The 16760-nt window shown below is 66.3% G+C and carries 10 protein-coding genes and 2 tRNA genes; 8 read left to right on the forward strand and 4 right to left on the reverse strand.

Annotated features, from left to right (window positions below):
• Nucleotides 1-19: 19 nt before the first annotated feature.
• A tRNA-Pro gene (locus AC1AYX_RS03380) sits at nt 20-93 on the reverse strand.
• A 73-nt stretch (nt 94-166) separates the two neighbouring features.
• On the opposite strand from AC1AYX_RS03380, the gene AC1AYX_RS03385 reads away from it, so the two are divergent.
• The 3 genes from AC1AYX_RS03385 to aroA all read left to right on the forward strand — a co-directional run bounded on the left by AC1AYX_RS03385 (nt 167) and on the right by aroA (nt 4030).
• The gene (locus AC1AYX_RS03385; RefSeq protein ID WP_476502178.1) at nt 167-1336 is read left to right on the forward strand and encodes an ABC transporter permease; all 1170 of its coding nucleotides are present in this window, start codon (nt 167-169) and stop codon (nt 1334-1336) included.
• 162 nt (nt 1337-1498) lie between these two features.
• Entirely contained in the window at nt 1499-2644 is a 1146-nt protein-coding gene (locus AC1AYX_RS03390) for a hypothetical protein (protein ID WP_476502179.1), read from the forward strand.
• Nucleotides 2645-2692: 48 nt separating this feature from the next.
• Nucleotides 2693-4030 (forward strand): 3-phosphoshikimate 1-carboxyvinyltransferase, encoded by a 1338-nt coding sequence (gene aroA, locus AC1AYX_RS03395; RefSeq protein WP_476502180.1) that lies wholly within the window; start codon nt 2693-2695, stop codon nt 4028-4030.
• 141 nt (nt 4031-4171) lie between these two features.
• On the opposite strand, the gene AC1AYX_RS03400 is transcribed toward aroA, so the two are convergent.
• The 3 genes from AC1AYX_RS03400 to AC1AYX_RS03410 form a co-directional block, all read right to left on the reverse strand.
• Nucleotides 4172-5401, reverse strand: coding sequence for an acetate/propionate family kinase (locus tag AC1AYX_RS03400; RefSeq protein ID WP_163197983.1), 1230 nt, complete (start codon nt 5399-5401; stop codon nt 4172-4174).
• A gap of 130 nt (nt 5402-5531) precedes the next feature.
• The gene (gene pta, locus AC1AYX_RS03405) at nt 5532-7202 is read right to left on the reverse strand and encodes a phosphate acetyltransferase (RefSeq protein WP_476502181.1); all 1671 of its coding nucleotides are present in this window, start codon (nt 7200-7202) and stop codon (nt 5532-5534) included.
• A 205-nt stretch (nt 7203-7407) separates the two neighbouring features.
• Nucleotides 7408-9885, reverse strand: coding sequence for a phosphoketolase (locus tag AC1AYX_RS03410; RefSeq protein WP_034526492.1), 2478 nt, complete (start codon nt 9883-9885; stop codon nt 7408-7410).
• 458 nt (nt 9886-10343) lie between these two features.
• Between AC1AYX_RS03410 and guaA the strand changes: the two genes are divergently transcribed.
• The 5 genes from guaA to glmU all read left to right on the forward strand — a co-directional run bounded on the left by guaA (nt 10344) and on the right by glmU (nt 16697).
• Complete coding sequence (gene guaA / locus AC1AYX_RS03415) at nt 10344-11906, forward strand: glutamine-hydrolyzing GMP synthase (protein WP_476502182.1); 1563 nt, start codon at nt 10344-10346, stop codon at nt 11904-11906.
• 280 nt (nt 11907-12186) lie between these two features.
• Nucleotides 12187-13980: an acyltransferase family protein gene (locus AC1AYX_RS03420; RefSeq protein ID WP_476502183.1), complete on the forward strand. Its 1794-nt coding sequence runs from the start codon at nt 12187-12189 to the stop codon at nt 13978-13980.
• A gap of 94 nt (nt 13981-14074) precedes the next feature.
• Nucleotides 14075-15094: a ribose-phosphate diphosphokinase gene (locus AC1AYX_RS03425; protein ID WP_476502184.1), complete on the forward strand. Its 1020-nt coding sequence runs from the start codon at nt 14075-14077 to the stop codon at nt 15092-15094.
• A gap of 41 nt (nt 15095-15135) precedes the next feature.
• Nucleotides 15136-15206 (forward strand) — tRNA-Gln (locus tag AC1AYX_RS03430).
• Between the two features lie 99 nt (nt 15207-15305).
• Entirely contained in the window at nt 15306-16697 is a 1392-nt protein-coding gene (glmU, locus tag AC1AYX_RS03435) for a bifunctional UDP-N-acetylglucosamine diphosphorylase/glucosamine-1-phosphate N-acetyltransferase GlmU (RefSeq protein WP_476502185.1), read from the forward strand.
• The last annotated feature ends 63 nt before the right edge of the window (nt 16698-16760 follow it).

A 16760-nucleotide genomic window follows, 5' to 3' on the forward strand; every position in this document is an offset into this window, starting at 1 on the left:
CGGGAGTAGGGCTTTCGGGTCGGGCTGACAGGATTTGAACCTGCGACATTCTGCTCCCAAAGCAGACGCGCTACCAAGCTGCGCTACAGCCCGTCGTGGCTCTGCCGAAGCAGGCACAATCAGTCATTGTACAATACAGGTGGACGTGACACGAACGGGAGGAGCCATGGAGACGATGCGCATGGGCCGCCACCAGCGTGCCGAGACGGGCGGACTCGTCGCCTTCATCCTGTGCGCGTTCGCCGGCGCCGTCGGCATGAACCTGTATCTCGAATACGCTTCCGCCATCTGGCAGGTCACGCAACGCCGCTTCTCCGTATGCTCCGGCATCGTCGCCGCCTGCGCGGTCCTCTCCTTCTGCGCCGGATACATGAGCCATTCGCGGTCGATGACGCTCAAGGCCGGATGGCTCGTGCCGCTGCGCCGCACGTTCGAGACGCTCGCCCTGTCCGTCGTGTACGCGGCCACCACGTTCCTCTCCACGTTCGCGCTGCTCGGCGCCATCAACGAGATGATGGGCACGCTGTTCGTCGGCTACATGTCGTCCGTATGCGCCGCGTTCGCCGGCGTCGTCGGCTACATGACGTTCGTGCAGGCGGAGATGATGAGCGCGAAGACCCTCGCCTCGCTCCTGCCGTTCTTCGTCGTCTCCGGCGTGTGCGTCGCCGGACTCACCACCGACGACCCGTACTGGTACCACAACAACTTCTCCCAGCTCGGCGACCGCACCACGTTCGCCGCCACGATGTTCAACTCGACGCTCATGCTCGCCGGCGTGTGCGTCATCATCGTCAGCTACTTCGCCGTGTCCGAGCTCGTCACCACCGAACGGCTCATGAGACTATGGCACGACCGCACGCGCGACGATCCGAACCGCGGCTACGACATCCCGCATTTCACCGTGCGCATCGCCGTGCTGTCCGTGCTGCTCACCGTCTCCGGTCTCGCGTTCATCGGCATCGGCGCGTTCCGCTACACGCCGCACAACCTCATGCATAACATCTGCGCGAAGGGCCTGCCGTTCGTCATGCTCGTCCTGTTCCTCCTGCTGCCGTGGCTCGCCCCCCGCATCAGCAGGGTCGTCATGGTCGGCTCCGATCTGGCCGCGCTCCTGTGCGCCGGATTCTGGGGGAACATGATGCTCGGCCGCAACACGCTCACCAACGTGGAGGCGCTCGCCGGCATGCTGTTCCTCGGCTGGTTTATCGTGTTCTCGCGGCAGATCGCCGCCATCGAGGCCGATCGCGTCGCCATGGAGCTCGTGCACGCGCAGACCGCCGAACAGGCGGCGCGCAGGGCGGACATGCCGGAGTCCCGCATCGCTTCCGACCGCTGACGACGCCGGCGCGCGACGGGCCGCATGCGCGGGTCCGTATGTACGGCGCGCATGATACATGGCCGTCTTCTCTCACCAGTACACTTGCTTTGCGCAATCGCATGAACGCGCCGCCGCGTCTTCGCGGCGTCCCCCGCCACCCGCCAGACAGAGGGAGAAGGTATGACCGACGACAAGCAGGGTGAAGGCTCCTCCGAGGACATGCAGCACCACGGTGAGGAGACGACGGTCATCCCGCCTCTCGGCGCGGACGCGGCGGATAACGGTTCCTTCACCGCGGGCGGTCCCGCGGCGGACGCACCTACGGGCGATCTTGCGGACGTTTCCGCGGACGTTTCCGCGGATGTTCCCGCCACGGCCCCTGCCGTGACCGGCGATGCGGAACCCACCGGACCTGCTTCCGACGACGTTCCGCGCGATCCGCTCGAAGCCCCCGATTTCGATACGCTGGTGGCTCCCGTCGAACTGCCGCGTCGCCGCCCGCCGGCCGCCGCGATGATCGGCGTGGCCGTCGCGGTCGTCGTGGTCATCGTGGTCATCGCCCTGATCGTCACGCTCGTCGTCGTCCGTCCGTTCGGTTCGGTGCGCGCCTCCGACTATTCGGCCGGAACGAAACGCACGGTGGCGATGCAGCGCCAATACGAGAAGACCTCGGCCGCCATCGACGACGCGCTCGGATTCCTCTATACGCAGGGTGTCGGCTACGATGCGGACAAGGTGAGCGCACTCAAGACGCAGGCCGCGAAGCTGCGTGAATCCGCGGCGTCGTTCGCCGATCTCAGGGCCAACAGGGACACGGACGTCGCCGCCGCCTACGCCTCCTATGTGCGCCAGGCGAACCGGTTCGCCGACATGTCCGCCAATCTCGCGGATTCGGCCCAGGCGTTGTCCACGATGAACGACGCCTGCGGGAACACGCCGAGCGGCACCGTGTACGACAGCGACTTCACCGCCCAATACGAGCAGTACATCGCCTCCTGCCGTACGTCGACGGAATCGTTGGCGAAGGCGAAGGCGAAGGTCGTCTCCGAATTCTCCGGCACGCTCACCCAGTCGCTCGACCAGATGGCCGCCGTGGTCGACCAGATCAAGGCGCTCGGCGACATCTCGGCCATCAGCTCGGGTTCGGACCAGGCGCAGCAGCTCCAGACGCTGTCCGCGCAGCTGGTCGACCTCGACGCCTCGTCGGGCGCGATCAACGACTTCCAGGACAAGCTGCGCCAGTCGCGTGAGAACGCGAATCCGTCCACGCTGCTGCAGAAGCTCAACGACGTGCTCAAACAGGGGTATGAGGAGCGCTCCAAGTAAGACGGACGCATCCACGCGGTTCGGCCATGATGCCGATACGATGGTGGCATGAGTGAATCGCAGAAGAACCTGTGGGCCGCGCCGAAGGCGGACGGCCCGTTGCATGCCGTCGTCACTATTCCCGGCAGCAAATCCCTGTCCAACCGGTATCTGATTCTCGCCGCATTGGGGAAGAAACCGGTCACGCTCGTCGGCCTGTTGCGCTCGCGCGACACCGAACTGATGATGGGCGCGTTGGAGGCGCTCGGCGTGACCTGCGCCGTCGCCCCGGGCAATGAGACGACCGTCACCGTCACGCCGCCCGCCGACGGACGCTTCCATGGCAACGTGGACGTGTATTGCGGACTCGCCGGCACGGTGATGCGCTTCGTGCCCGGACTCGCCCTGTTCGCCGACGCCCCGGTGCGGTTCGATGGCGACGAGCAGGCGTATGCACGCCCGATGAAGCCGGTGCTCGACGGATTGGAGCAGTTGGGTGCGACGGTCGAATACCATGGCGAGGAAGGCTTCCTGCCGTTCACCGTCACGCCGCCCGCCGCACTTCCCGCCGAAGCTGCGCACGTGTCCATCGACGCGTCCGGATCGTCGCAGTTCATCTCCGGTCTGCTGCTCGTCGGATCGCGTCTGCCGGGCGGTCTCACGCTCACGCATACGGGGAAGAAGACGCCGAGCCTGCCGCACATCCGCATGACCGTCGCCGACGTGAACGGCGCCGGGGGAGCGGCCTCGGCCGACGAGGCGGCACGCGTGTGGACCGTCGCGCCGCACGCGCTGCAGCTGCCGGAGCGCGTCGTCGTCGAGCCGGATCTGTCGAACGCGGCGCCGTTCCTCGGCGCGGCGCTCATCGCCGGCGGCACCGTGCGCGTGCCGCATTGGCCGGTCGAGACCACGCAGCCGGGCGGTCTCCTGCCCGGCTATCTGGAGCGCATGGGTGCGACCGTCGCCTTTCCCGAGGAGGACGGCGTGCGCTACTGCCAGGTCACGTCCGACGGCACGATCCGCGGTCTCGGCGATTTCGATCTGACGGCGGCCGGCGAGATCGCGCCGTCGCTCGCCGCGATTCTCGTATTCGCCGACGCGCCGACGCGCATGATCGGCATCGGACATCTGCGCGGCCATGAGACGAACCGTCTGGAGGCGCTCGTCACCGAGATCAGGCGGATCGGCGGCGAGGCCGAGGAGCTGCCCGACGGCATCGCGATCACGCCGGTGCCGCGCGGCGACCTGCACGGCGCGGTGATGGAGTCCTACGCCGACCATCGCATGGCCACGTTCGCCGCGATGATCGGATTGGCGGTGCACGGCGTGCTCGTCGTCGACGTGGAGACCACGCGCAAGACGCTGCCCGATTTCACGGGTATGTGGCGGGGGCTGCTGGGGGAGTAGCCGTCGAGACAGCCCGGAAGCGAATCGAATACGGGAAGGCCCCTGACCTCCATGATGATGGAGATCAGGGGCCTTCCCGTATGCCGTATCAATCCGTCCCACGGTCTAGGCGACCGGTCGGACGGGCCTAGGCGACGGGACTCACTTGGCGAACTTGTTGCCGTAGGTGTCCTCGCCGGCCTCGGCGATGGCGGCGGACTTGCGGGCGATGGCCAGCTCCTCGTTCGTCGGGATGACGGCGATGACCACGGAGGAATCCGGGGTGGAGATGATGCGCGGCTCCTTGGAGCGGGTCGCGTTCTTCTCCTCGTCCAGCTTCACGCCGAACGGGGCGAGCTTGTCGCACACCATCTTGCGCACGATGTCGTCGTTCTCGCCGACGCCGGCGGTGAAGGTGATGACATCGCAGCCGCCCATCTGGTAGGTGTAGTTGCCGATGTAGCTCACGATGCGGTGCACGTAGACGTCGAGGGCCAGCTTGGCGTCCTCGTTGCCCTCGGCCACCAGACGGTGGACCTCGCGCAGATCGCCGAAGCCGGTCATGCCGGTCATGCCGGAGCGCTTGTTGAACAGGGCGTCCAGCTCGTCCACGTTCATGTGGGCGTTGCGGATCAGGTGGAAGACCACGGCCGGGTCGATGTCGCCGGTGCGGCCGCCCATGACGAGGCCCTCGAGCGGGGTGAGACCCATGGAGGTCTCGACCGGCTTGCCGGACACCTCGGCGGAGGCGGAGGCGCCGTTGCCGATGTGCAGGACGATCTGCTTGAGACCCTCGGCCGGTTTGCCGACGACCTCGGGCACCACGGAGGAGATGAACTCGTGGGAGGTGCCGTGGGCGCCGTAGCGGCGGATGTGGTACTGGTCGGCGATCTCCTTGTTCAGCGCGTAGGTGCTGGCGGCCTTCGGCAGCTGGAAGAAGAAGGAAGAATCGAAGACGAAGATCTGCGGCACGTCCGGCAGCAGGGAGCGCATGACCTCGGCGCCCTTGGCCTCAGGGCCGTTGTGCAGCGGGGCGAGGACGGCCAGATCCTTGACCTGGTTGATGGTCTTGTCGGTGACGAGGGCCGGCTTCGGGAAGAGGGAGCCGCCCTGGACGACACGGTGGCCGACGGCGACGATGCCCGCGTCGGACAGCTTCGGGCCGTACTCCTCGAAGAAGCCGAGGACGCGCTTCAGACCCTGCTCGTGGTCGTGGATCGGCTCCTCGAGTTCATGCTTCTCGCCGTTGTACTCGTGCTTGTAGTGGCCGTCGATCGGCTCGCCGATCTTCTCGACGAGGCCGGAAGCGAGACCCTCGCCGGTCTCGAGGTCCACCAGCTGGTACTTGATCGAGCTGGAGCCGGAATTGATGACAAGGACGGTTTTCGCCATTGTGGGCATCCTCCATTGTGGTTGTCGTACCGTGAAACACGGCTTTCCAAGTGTTTAGATTACTCGCTGCTTGCTACAAGACACGGTCCTCCCGCCGAATGACGGGAAGACCGTGGGGACGTTCATCGGATCACTGCGCGGTGACGGCGGTGAGGGCGACGGTGTTGATGATGTCCTGCACCAGCGCGCCGCGGCTCAGATCGTTGACCGGCTTGTTGAGGCCCTGCAGCACCGGGCCGATGGCGAGCGCCCCGGAGGAGCGCTGCACGGCCTTGTACGCGATGTTGCCGGCGCACAGGTCGGGGAACACGAACACGTTGACGTGGCCGGCGACGTCGTTGCCCTTGGCCTTCGTGGCGGCCACGGTGGGCGACCAGGCGGCGTCGAACTGGATGGAGCCGACGACCGGCAGGTCCGGGGCCTTCTCCTTGACGAGCTTCGTGGCCTCCTCGACGACGTCGACGTCCGGGCCCTTGCCGGAGCCGAGCGTGGAGTAGGAGAGCATGCCGACCTTCGGGTCGATGCCGAACGACTTGGCGGTCGCCGCCGACTGGATGGCGATCTCGGCGAGCTGCTCGGCGGTCGGGTTCAGGTTGATGGCGCAGTCGGCGAACACGGCCACGTGGTCCTTGAAGCACATGAGGAACGCGCCGGAGACGAGCTTCTGGCCGGGCTTGGTCTTGATGACCTGCAGGGCCGGGCGCACCGTGTTGGCGGTGGAGTTGACGGAACCGGAGACCAGGCCGTCGGCCTGGCCGAGCACGACGAGCATGGTGCCGAAGTAGCTGGCGTCCTTGAGCTGCTTGCGGGCCTGCTCCTCGGTCATGCCCTTCTTGGCGCGCAGCTCGCACAGCTTCTCGACCATCGGCTTGAGGATCTCCTCGTCGTCCATGGACTGGAAACGGGCGCGGTCGAGGTACTTGAGCCCGAGCTCCTTGCCGCGGGCGAGGATGGCGTCCTTCTCGCCGACGATGATGAGGTTCACGGCCTCGCGCTCGAGCAGGAAGTCGGCCGCCTTGATGATGCGGTCCTCCTCGCCCTCAGGCAGGACAATCGTCTTCTTGTTCGTCTTGGCCTTGCCGATCAGGCCGTACTGGAACGCGTAGGGGGTGATCGGGAAGTCGTCGTCCACGTCGAGCGCGGCGAGCACCTCCTCGGTGGGGGCGTTCGCGCGGAAGGTCTCGAGCGCCAGCGTCTTGTTGTCCTCGTCGGTGAACGGCACCTGCGGGATCGTCCACACGGGCAGGCCGTACTTGGCGAGGGTCTGCTTGACGGAGAACGCGTGACGCGGCTCGCAGCCGGTCACGAAGATGCCGAGCACCTTGTTGCCGGCGGCCTCCATGCCTTCGATGGACAGCTTCACGGTCTCGTCCAGCTCGTCCGGCCAACGGTCGATGGTGCAGATGGAGAGGAACACGCCGGCCTGCAGGTCGGCGGCGACGTTCGCGTTGAACTCGTAGGTGGTCGGATCGTTGACGTGCGACTTGTCGGTGCCGACGATGAGCGCCGCGTCCGCGCGGGAGACGGCGAGGGCGTCGTTGAAGGCCCCGACGATGTCGCCGCGGGCGGTCTCCTTGTCGGCGCGCACCTTGTGGATGTCGAGTCCGGTGGACAGGGCGACGCCGAGGCCCGCGTTCGAGGCGGCGAGCAGCACCGGGGTGAAGTGGTCGTGGTTGGACACGGCGGGGCGGAACACCATCGTCTTGTACTTGGAGGTCAGCGCGTTGAGGACGCCGTATGCGACGACGTTGCGGCCATTGGCGCCCTCGGGGCTTGCGATGTATACACGGGTGACGGTCACTGGTGTCAGTCTCCTTTGATGATTCAGTGCGGATGTAGCCACCCTTCATTGTAGCGGCGCTTGTTATCGTTCACGCACGTGTTGCCGTGAAATTCGCGGAAAGTTGCGGGAGAATGCGTCGGAATATACGAATGGGGCCCGGGTATGGAACCCGGGCCCCATTCAGCCCTTACGGGATGCGATCACCTCGTGGAGAGGCGGCGCGTCACTCGTTGTCGCCGGCGGTGGCGGCGGTGGCGGTGATGGCGCCCTTCTCGGAGGTGTTCAGGCCGGAGTACACCCAGTCGGTGTAGTCCGGGTGATCGTAGCCGTTGTCGACCGCGAACTGGAAGGCTTCCAGACGGAAGTCCTCGAGCTTCTTGATCTCATCGGCGTACTTGTCGGCGTCGATCATGCGCAGGGCCTCGGCGGTCAGCTCGTAACGATCGATCTCGTTCACGCGAACCATGTCGTACGGCGTGGTGGTGGAGCCTTCCTCCTCGTAGCCGTGGACGTTGAAGTTGTCGTGGTTCGGACGATCGTAGATCAGGCCGCGCACGTCGTGGGCGTAGGAGTGGTACGCGAACAGCACCGGCTTGTCGGCGGTGAAGATGTCGGCGAACTCCTCGTCGGACAGGGCCTCGTCGTTCTCCTTGGCGGACTGCAGAGCGAGCAGGTCCACCACGTTGACGACCTTGAACTTGATGCCCATGGCCTTGAGCTTGTCGGAGGCGGCCATGATCTCCTGGGTCGGGACATCGCCGGCGGCGGCAAGCACGATCTCGGCCTCATCGTTGGACTTCGCGGTGGAGGCCCAATCCCAAGCGGCGGCACCCTTCTCGAGCTCGGCGCGAGCCTCGTCGAGGGACAGCCAGGTGGCGGCCGGCTGCTTGCCGGCGATGATGGCGTTGATCTTGTTGGTGGACTTGTAGCACTTCTCGGCGATGGCCAGCAGCATGTTCGCATCGGTGGCGAAGTAGATGCCGATGACGTGGTCGTTGTGGAAGCACTTGTTCAGCAGCAGGGAGGTGACACCCGGATCCTGGTGCGAGAAGCCGTTGTGGTCCTGGCGCCAGACGTGGGAGGAGACCAGCAGGTTCATGGACGCGATCGGCTTGCGCCACGGGATCTCACGAACGGTGGCCTCGAGCCACTTGGCGTGCTGGTTGAGCATGGAGTCGATCACGTGCACGAAGGACTCGTAGGAGCTCCAGATGCCGTGGCGACCGGTGAGCAGGTAGCCCTCCAGGAAGCCTTCCATCTGGTGCTCGGACAGCTGCTCGACGACCTGGCCGGAGACGTGCATGTGCTCGTCGACCTCGTCGGAGATGTAGCCGGCGTCCCACTGCTTGTTGGTGACCTCGTAGGAGGCCTGCAGACGGTTGGAGGCGGTCTCATCCGGTCCGAAGATGCGGAAGTCGTGCGGGTTGTTCTTGATGATGTCGCGGGTGTAGACGCCCAGACGACGGGTGGCCTCGAGCTGGCCCCAGCCGTGGCCGTACTTCTCGACTTCCTTGACGGCGTAGTCTTCGAGGTTCGGGAGCTTCAGGTCGTCGCGGATGACACCACCGTTGGCGTTCGGGTTGGCGCCGATGCGCAGCTCGCCCTTCGGCATGAAGGCGAGGACATCGTCCTTGACGGCGCCGTTCTCGTCGAACAGCTCCTCCGGCTTGTAGGACTCGAGCCAGTTCTTGAGGACCTCGAAGTGGGCCTCGGTGTCGCGGGCGGAGGCCAGCGGCACCTGGTGGGAACGCCAGGAGCCCTCGGTCTTCTTGCCGTCGATGTACTTCGGGCAGGTCCAGCCCTTCGGGGTGCGGAAGATCAGCATCGGGTAGAACGGACGGTGCACGTTGTCGGTGTTGGCCGCGGACTTGATGTCGCAGATCTCGTCCCAGATGGACTCGAAGAGCTCGGCGAAGCGACGGTGGATGGACATGTGGTCCTCATCGTCGAAGCCGGCGACGAACTCGTACGGCTCGTAGCCCATGCCGTGGAAGAACTCGTGGAGCTCCTCGTCGGAGATGCGGGACAGGATGGTCGGGTTGGCGATCTTGTAGCCGTTGAGGTGCAGGATCGGCAGCACGATGCCGTCGGTGCGCGGGTTCACGAGCTTGTTGGACTGCCAGCCGGTGGCCAGCGGGCCGGTCTCGGCCTCACCGTCGCCGACGATGGCCGGGACGAACAGGCTCGGGTTGTCCATGATGGCGCCGTAGGCGTGGGACAGGGCGTAACCCAGCTCGCCACCCTCGTGGATGGAGCCCGGGGTCTCCGGAGCGAAGTGGGACGGGATGCCGCCCGGGTAGGAGAACTGGCGGAAGAACTTCTGAAGACCGGCTTCGTCCTTGGTGATCTTCGGGAAGGTCTCGGTGTAGGTGCCGTCCAGGTAGGACTGCGAGGTGCCGGCCGGGCCGCCGTGGCCCGGGCCCATGATGATCACGGTGTTCTGGCCGTGGTCGGCGATGAAGCGGTTGATGTGGCCGATCAGGAAGTTCAGGCCCGGGGTGGTGCCCCAGTGGCCGACCAGACGGTGCTTGACGTCCTCGCGGGTGAAGGGCTCCTTCATCAGCGGGTTGCTACGCAGGTAGATCTGGCCGATGGAGAGGTAGTTGGCAACGCGCCAGTACTTGTCAACGCCTTCGAGGGCCTCCTCGGAAACCGGAGCGTTCAGCTTCTTCCAAGGGGTGCCAATAACAGGACTCGTCATGTGTACTCCTGTACTCCTGCGCGCCGATCGTGCGATCGTCGCGCGATTGATTATTTCCACTCGGTCGCGGTGCCGTACAGCCTTGCGGTTATGCGGTTTCCGCTCCCAATCACTCGTTATGGTACGAGGACAACACGACTTTTGAACGATTTCTTGCGGGTGTGTTCGGAATTGTTTTGATTTTTGCTGGTTTTGTGTGAATTGCCCGTGCGATTGTGCGCATCAAAAATGCGGCAAGACGAAATGAAAACGTTGGAATATCAATGGAAACAACGCTTTTCGCGCGATGGGGCACGTTCGTTTCGTTATGTTCACTCCCGGCGTGTTGGCCGTGCCGGCATGTGGAGGAAGTGCGTTTTCCGCACATGAAAACGGCCTTTTCCCCTTGTCTCGTTGGACGGGGATAATGGTCCGGCAAGTCATCAAGTTACATCCCGATAAACGTTAGGGGAACATCCATGGCAACAGGTCCTGTGCTCGTCGTCGACTTCGGCGCCCAGTACGCCCAGCTCATCGCCCGTCGCGTCCGAGAGGCCAACGTCTACTCCGAACTCGTGCCCCACTCGATGCCCGTCGACGAGATGCTGGCCAAGGATCCGAAGGCGATCATCCTCTCCGGCGGCCCGGCCTCCGTCTTCGAGCCCGGCGCCCCGCGCGTCGACAAGAAGCTCTTCGAGGCGGGCGTGCCCGTGCTCGGCATCTGCTACGGCTTCCAGGCCATGGCCTACGCCCTCGGCGCCGACGTCGACAAGGCCGCCCTCGGCGAATACGGCAAGACCGAGACCACGATCGACCACGCCGACGCCATCCTCGCCGGCTCCCCGGCCGAGCAGAGCACGTGGATGAGCCACGGCGTCGCCGTCAAGACCGCGCCCGCCGGCTTCGAGGTCCTCGCTCACACCGAGGGCGCGCCCGTCGCCGCCATGGCCGACGAGTCCCGCAAGCTCTACGGCGTGCAGTGGCACCCCGAGGTCAAGCACACCCCCCTCGGACAGCAGCTCATCGAGACCTTCCTCCACGACTGCGCCGGCCTCGGCTCCGACTGGGACGCCTCCTCCATCATCGAGGACCAGGTCGCGAAGATCCGCGAGCAGGTCGGCGACGCCGAAGTGATCTGCGGCCTGTCCGGCGGCGTCGACTCCGCCGTCGCCGCCGCCCTCGTCCACAAGGCCATCGGCGACCAGCTCACCTGCGTGTTCGTCGACCACGGCCTGCTCAGGAAGGGCGAGGTCGAGCAGGTCAAGCACGACTTCGTCGAGGCCACCGGCATCCGCCTCATCACCGTCGACGCGGCCGACGACTTCCTCGACGCCCTCAAGGGCGTCTCCGAGCCCGAGCGCAAGCGCAAGATCATCGGCGAGAAGTTCATCCGCACCTTCGAGAAGGCCCAGCTCCAGGTCCTCGAGGAGGCCGGCGCCCGCGGCAAGGAAGTGAAGTTCCTCGTGCAGGGCACCCTCTACCCGGACGTCGTCGAATCCGGCGGCGGCGACGGCGCGGCCAACATCAAGAGCCACCACAACGTCGGCGGCCTGCCCAAGGACATCAAGTTCCAGCTCGTCGAGCCCCTGCGCACCCTCTTCAAGGACGAGGTCCGCGCCATCGGCACCGAGCTCGGCCTGCCTGACGAGATCGTCTGGCGCCAGCCGTTCCCCGGCCCCGGCCTCGGCATCCGCATCGTCGGCGAGATCACCCGCGAACGCCTCGACGTCCTGCGCGAGGCCGACGCCATCGCCCGCGAGGAGCTCACCAAGGCCGGCCTCGACCGCGACATCTGGCAGTGCCCCGTCGTCCTCCTCGCCGACGTCCACTCCGTCGGCGTCCAGGGCGACGAGCGCACCTACGGCTCGCCCATCGTCCTCAGGCCCGTCTCCTCCGAGGACGCCATGACCGCCGACTGGTCCCGCGTCCCCTACGACGTGCTCGCCACCATCTCCACCCGCATCACCAACGAATGCCGCCAGATCAACCGCGTCGTGCTGGACTGCACTTCCAAGCCGCCGGCGACCATCGAATGGGAGTAATCGCGGGATGGAGCGTATGCCGCCTTTCCTCGGGCTCGACGTACCGTCGTACGCCTTCGCCTTCGGACGGCGGTCTCCGCGCGCATCCTGCGATTCCCCGGTGAGGTGAGAGGGCCCGGAACGTTTCCGACGTTCCGGGCCTTTTTGAATGTGGCGTGAACGACGACACGGGAAAGGCGCGTCGGCGGGGGGAGTGTTACTAGTCTGTCACTGTCGCGGTTTGCGGGAACAACCCGGCGGACGCGGGAAGAACGAGAGACAAGAGAAGTAGAGAAGAACAGTGGCACGTCGGCATTTCGTCGGATTGGACGGCATCAAGGGACTCGCCCTCATCGCCATCATCCTGTATCACTGCGAGCAGTCATGGCTGCCGGGAGGATTCTACGGCGTGGACGTGTTCCTCACCGTGTCCGGATTCCTGGCCGTGAGCGGCATGTTCACCCGGTTGAACGCGGGGGAGGGGCTCGGCCTCGAGGAGTACTGGCCCAGACGTTTCGCGCGCCTCTACCCGGCGCTCGTGCTCATGGTGCCCGCCGTCTGCACCGCCGCATGGCTGCTCGACGGGGACCTGCTCGTCCGCATCCGCGACCAGATCGTCACCGTGGCGCTCGGGTGCTACAACTGGTACGCCATCGCCAGCGGCAACAGCTACTTCGGCCAGATGAACCCGCAGCTGCTGCGGCACCTGTGGTTCGTCTCCGTGCTCATGCAGCTCTACCTCGTCACGCCGCTCCTCGCATGGATCATGCACCGCATCCGGCGCAGCCGCTGCTCCGTGCTCGTCCCCCTCGCCCTCGCCGTGGGAAGCGCCCTGTCGATGAACCTCCTGTACGAGCCCGGCGCCGACCCCACGCGCGTCTACTTCGGCACCGACACGCACGCCACCGGCTTCATGCTGGGCGTCGCCCTCGCCTGGATCGTCGCGAACCGCCACGTCGCCATCGGCGACCGTCTGCCGTGGATCGTGCGCGCCCGGCGCGTCCTCGCGCCCGCCGTCGCCTTCATCGCCGCGATCGCGCTCATCGACATGGCCTTCCGCGGCGACCAGGACGCCGACGCGTTCCGATGGGGCATCCCGCTCGCCAGCGTGCTCGCCGTGCTGCTCATCGCCGGCACCGTGCAGACCGATTCATGGATGCAGTCCCAGTTCGTGTTCCGCCCGCTCGCCCTCCTCGGCCGTTACTCCTACGGCCTGTATCTCTGGCATTGGCCGGTGTGGCTCATCGTCTCCGCCGCGCTGCCGCGTCTCGCGCCCGGACGGGACATGCGTCCATGGGTGCTGCCGGTCACGCTCGCCGTCGCCATCCTCGCCACCGCCGTCTCGTGGATCCTCGTCGAACGTCCCGCGGCGGTCGGCGGCGTCGTCTCGATCGTCGTCCCCTTGGGCTTCGTCACCTGGAGGAGCTTCGTGCGCATCGTCGTCTCCTGCGTCGTCCTCCTGTCCGTGATCGTCGGCGGCGTGTACGCCGTACGGGACGCGCCGGAAAGGACCTCCGTCGAGATCGCGCTCGAACGGCAGGCCGCGCGCTTCGACGCCGAACGGGCGCTCGGCCGCGCCCAGGCCCCCGCGCCGCGCAGACCGGCGCACGCCATGCCCGCCGGCGACGACATCACCGCCATCGGCGACTCCGTCATGCTCGCCGGCGCCAAAGGCATGCAGCGGGTGTTCCCCGGCATCGACATCGACGCGCAGGTGTCGCGCTCCAGCTTCGCCGGCATCGGCATCGTGTCCGGCAAGGGCGACGGGCTGCGCCAGTGGGTCGTGCTCGGCCTCGCCACCAACGGTCCCATCCCGCCCGAACAGCTCGACCGCTACCTCGACATGATCGGCCCCGACCGGGTGCTCGTGCTCGTCAACGCGCACGGCGACCGCTCGTGGATCCCGTCGAACAACCAGCTCCTCGCCGACTTCGCCGCCGGACACCCCGGCAACGTGCTCGTCGCCGACTGGGACGCGATGGCCACCGCCAACGCCGACCACCTCGCCGCGGACGGCATCCACCCCGACGGCGGCGACCTCTACGCGCAGGCCATCCGACGGTCCATCGACGCATGGATCGCCGCCGGGCACTGAACCCGCGCGACGCGTGCCCGCGGAGCAGGTCGGCTATGGCCATTACACTTGGTTTTCGTCCATTGATAACTGCAAACAACGTTTGGGAGATACGGTGAGCGCAATCCTCGAAGGGAAGCCCGACAAGAACCTTATTCTCGTCACGGGAAGGATTCATCCGAAACTCGCGCAGGACGTCGCCGACCAGCTCGGCATCGACGTGCTCGAAACCACCGCATACGACTTCGCGAACGGCGAGATGTACGTGCGCTACACCGAATCGGTCCGCGGCGCCGACGTGTTCGTGCTGCAAAGCCATTACCAGCCGATCAACAAGGCGATCATGGAGCAGCTCATCATGATCGACGCGTTGAAGCGCGCCTCCGCCCGCTCCATCACCGCCGTCTGCCCGCTGCTCGGCTACTCCCGCCAGGACAAGAAGCACCGCGGCCGCGAGCCCATCTCCTGCCGTCTCATCTTCGACCTGCTCAAGACCGCCGGCGCCGACCGCATCATGTCCGTCGACCTGCACGCGGCGCAGTCCCAAGGCTTCTTCGACGGCCCCGTCGACCATCTCATCGCCATGCCGGTGCTCGTCGACTACATCCGCGACCGTTTCCAGGGCCAGCTCGACAACGTCGCCGTCGTCTCCCCGGACGCCGGCCGCATCCGCGTCGCCGAGCAGTGGGCGCAGCGCCTCGGCGGCGGCCCGCTCGCCTTCGTGCACAAGACCCGCGACATCACCCGTCCGAACCAGGCCGTCGCCAACCGCGTCGTCGGCGACGTCAAAGGCAAGGACTGCGTGCTCGTCGACGACCTCATCGACACCGCCGGCACGATCGCCGGCGCATGCAAGGTGCTGCGCGAGGCCGGTGCGAAGTCCGTCACCGTGGTCGCCACGCACGGCGTGCTGTCCGGTCCCGCCGTCGAACGCCTCAAGGAGAGCGGCGCCCGCGAGGTCGTCCTCACCGACACCGTGCCGATCCCCGAGGAGAAGCGCTGGGACGGACTGACCGTCCTGTCCATCGCCCCGCTGCTCGCCGGTGCCATCCGCGCCGTGTTCGAGGACGGCTCCGTGGCCGAGCTGTTCGACACGTACCCCGAGCACCATGGCCAGGGTTTCCTTTTCGCCTGACCTTATGGTATAAATAAACACTTGGCGGCGAACGCCGCCGGTCCCCCATGGTGTAATGGCAGCACACGGGCCTTTGGAACCCTTTGTCTTGGTTCGAATCCAGGTGGGGGAACGCCTACACCGCGCAGACGGCCGTCCGGCACATCCGGGCGGCCGTCTATCGTTAGGTGCTGGAACAGATGACACGCCAAGTGAAGGGAACGACACGCATATGGCATCTTCGGCAGTGACCGCCGCAATCATCCTCGCCGCGGGGGAAGGCACCCGCATGCGCTCCAAGAAGCCGAAGGTGCTGCACGCCTTCGCCGGCAGGACCTTCCTCAACCGCGTCATGGACTCCGTCAAGGCGCTCGATCCGGACACGCTCGCCGTGGTCGTCCACTTCCAGGCCGAGCGCGTCGCCGCCGCGGCCCGCTCCTATGACGAGGACGTCACCATCGTCAACCAGGACGACATCCCCGGCACCGGCCGCGCCGTGCAGTGCGCGATGGCGCAGCTCGCCGAGAACGGCCCGCTGACCGGCCCCGTGCTCATCGCCGCCTCCGACATGCCGCTGCTCGACTCCGACACGCTCGCCAAGCTCGTCGCGTTCCACAACGAATCCGGCAACGGCGCCACCGTCCTGACCACCGTGCTCGACGATCCGACCGGCTACGGCCGCATCATCCGCGACCGCGAAGGCAACGTGCTGCGCATCGTCGAACAGAAGGACGCGAACCGCAGCGAACTCGCCGTGCAGGAGGTGAACACCTCCGTGTACGTGTTCGACGCCGAACTGCTCGCTCGCGCCATCGCCGACCTCAAGTCCAACAACGCGCAGGGCGAGTTCTACCTCACCGACGCGCTGGAGACCGCCCGCGCCGACGGCAAGGTCGGCGCGTTCACCGCCCCCGACCCCCTGAGCGTCGAAGGCGTCAACGACCGCGTGCAGCTCGCCGCGCTCGCCAAGGCGCACAACCGCCGCGTGTGCGAGGCGTGGATGCGTGCCGGCGTCACCATCCTCGACCCGGAGACCACGTGGATCGAGGACGACGTCGAGATCGGCCGCGACGCGACCATCCTGCCCGGCACGTTCCTCCAAGGCCACACGGTCATCGGCGAGGAGGCGGTCGTCGGACCGTACTCGACGCTCATCGACGCGACCATCGACGCCGAGGCCGTCGTCGAACGCTCCCGCGTTCAGGAATCCCACATCGGCCGCGCCACCAACATCGGCCCGTGGACGTACCTGCGCCAGGGCAACGACTTCGGCGAGGAGGCGAAGGCCGGCGCCTTCGTCGAGATGAAGAAGGCGCACATCGGCAACGGCACCAAGGTGCCGCACCTGAGCTACGTGGGCGACGCGCAGCTCGGCGACCATACGAACGTCGGCGGCGGCACCATCACCGCCAACTACGACGGCGTGCACAAGAACCGCACGACGATCGGCGCCGGCTGCCACATCGGCGCCGGCAACCTGCTCGTCGCGCCCGTGGAGGTCGGCGACAACGTCACCTCCGGCGCCGGATCCGTCATCCGCCACGCCGTTCCCGACGACACGATGGTGTACTCGGAGAACACGCAGCACAACGTCGAAGGCTGGAAGCCCGCCTGGGAGCGCTGACCGGCGCTCGTGGGCGTATCGGCCATTCCGGCCATTCCGGCGATTCCGACCATTCAGATCACG

The organism is Bifidobacterium sp. LH_419 (assembly GCF_056356955.1).

What these genes read in the sequence shown, in the direction of transcription:
- AC1AYX_RS03385 (WP_476502178.1), top strand. Translation starts at nt 167, where the DNA reads ATGGAGACGATGCGCATGGGCCGCCACCAGCGTGCCGAGACGGGCGGA.
- AC1AYX_RS03390 (WP_476502179.1), top strand. Translation starts at nt 1,499, where the DNA reads ATGACCGACGACAAGCAGGGTGAAGGCTCCTCCGAGGACATGCAGCAC.
- aroA (WP_476502180.1), top strand. Translation starts at nt 2,693, where the DNA reads ATGAGTGAATCGCAGAAGAACCTGTGGGCCGCGCCGAAGGCGGACGGC.
- AC1AYX_RS03400 (WP_163197983.1), bottom strand. Translation starts at nt 5,401, where the DNA reads ATGGCGAAAACCGTCCTTGTCATCAATTCCGGCTCCAGCTCGATCAAG.
- AC1AYX_RS03410 (WP_034526492.1), bottom strand. Translation starts at nt 9,885, where the DNA reads ATGACGAGTCCTGTTATTGGCACCCCTTGGAAGAAGCTGAACGCTCCG.
- guaA (WP_476502182.1), top strand. Translation starts at nt 10,344, where the DNA reads ATGGCAACAGGTCCTGTGCTCGTCGTCGACTTCGGCGCCCAGTACGCC.
- glmU (WP_476502185.1), top strand. Translation starts at nt 15,306, where the DNA reads ATGGCATCTTCGGCAGTGACCGCCGCAATCATCCTCGCCGCGGGGGAA.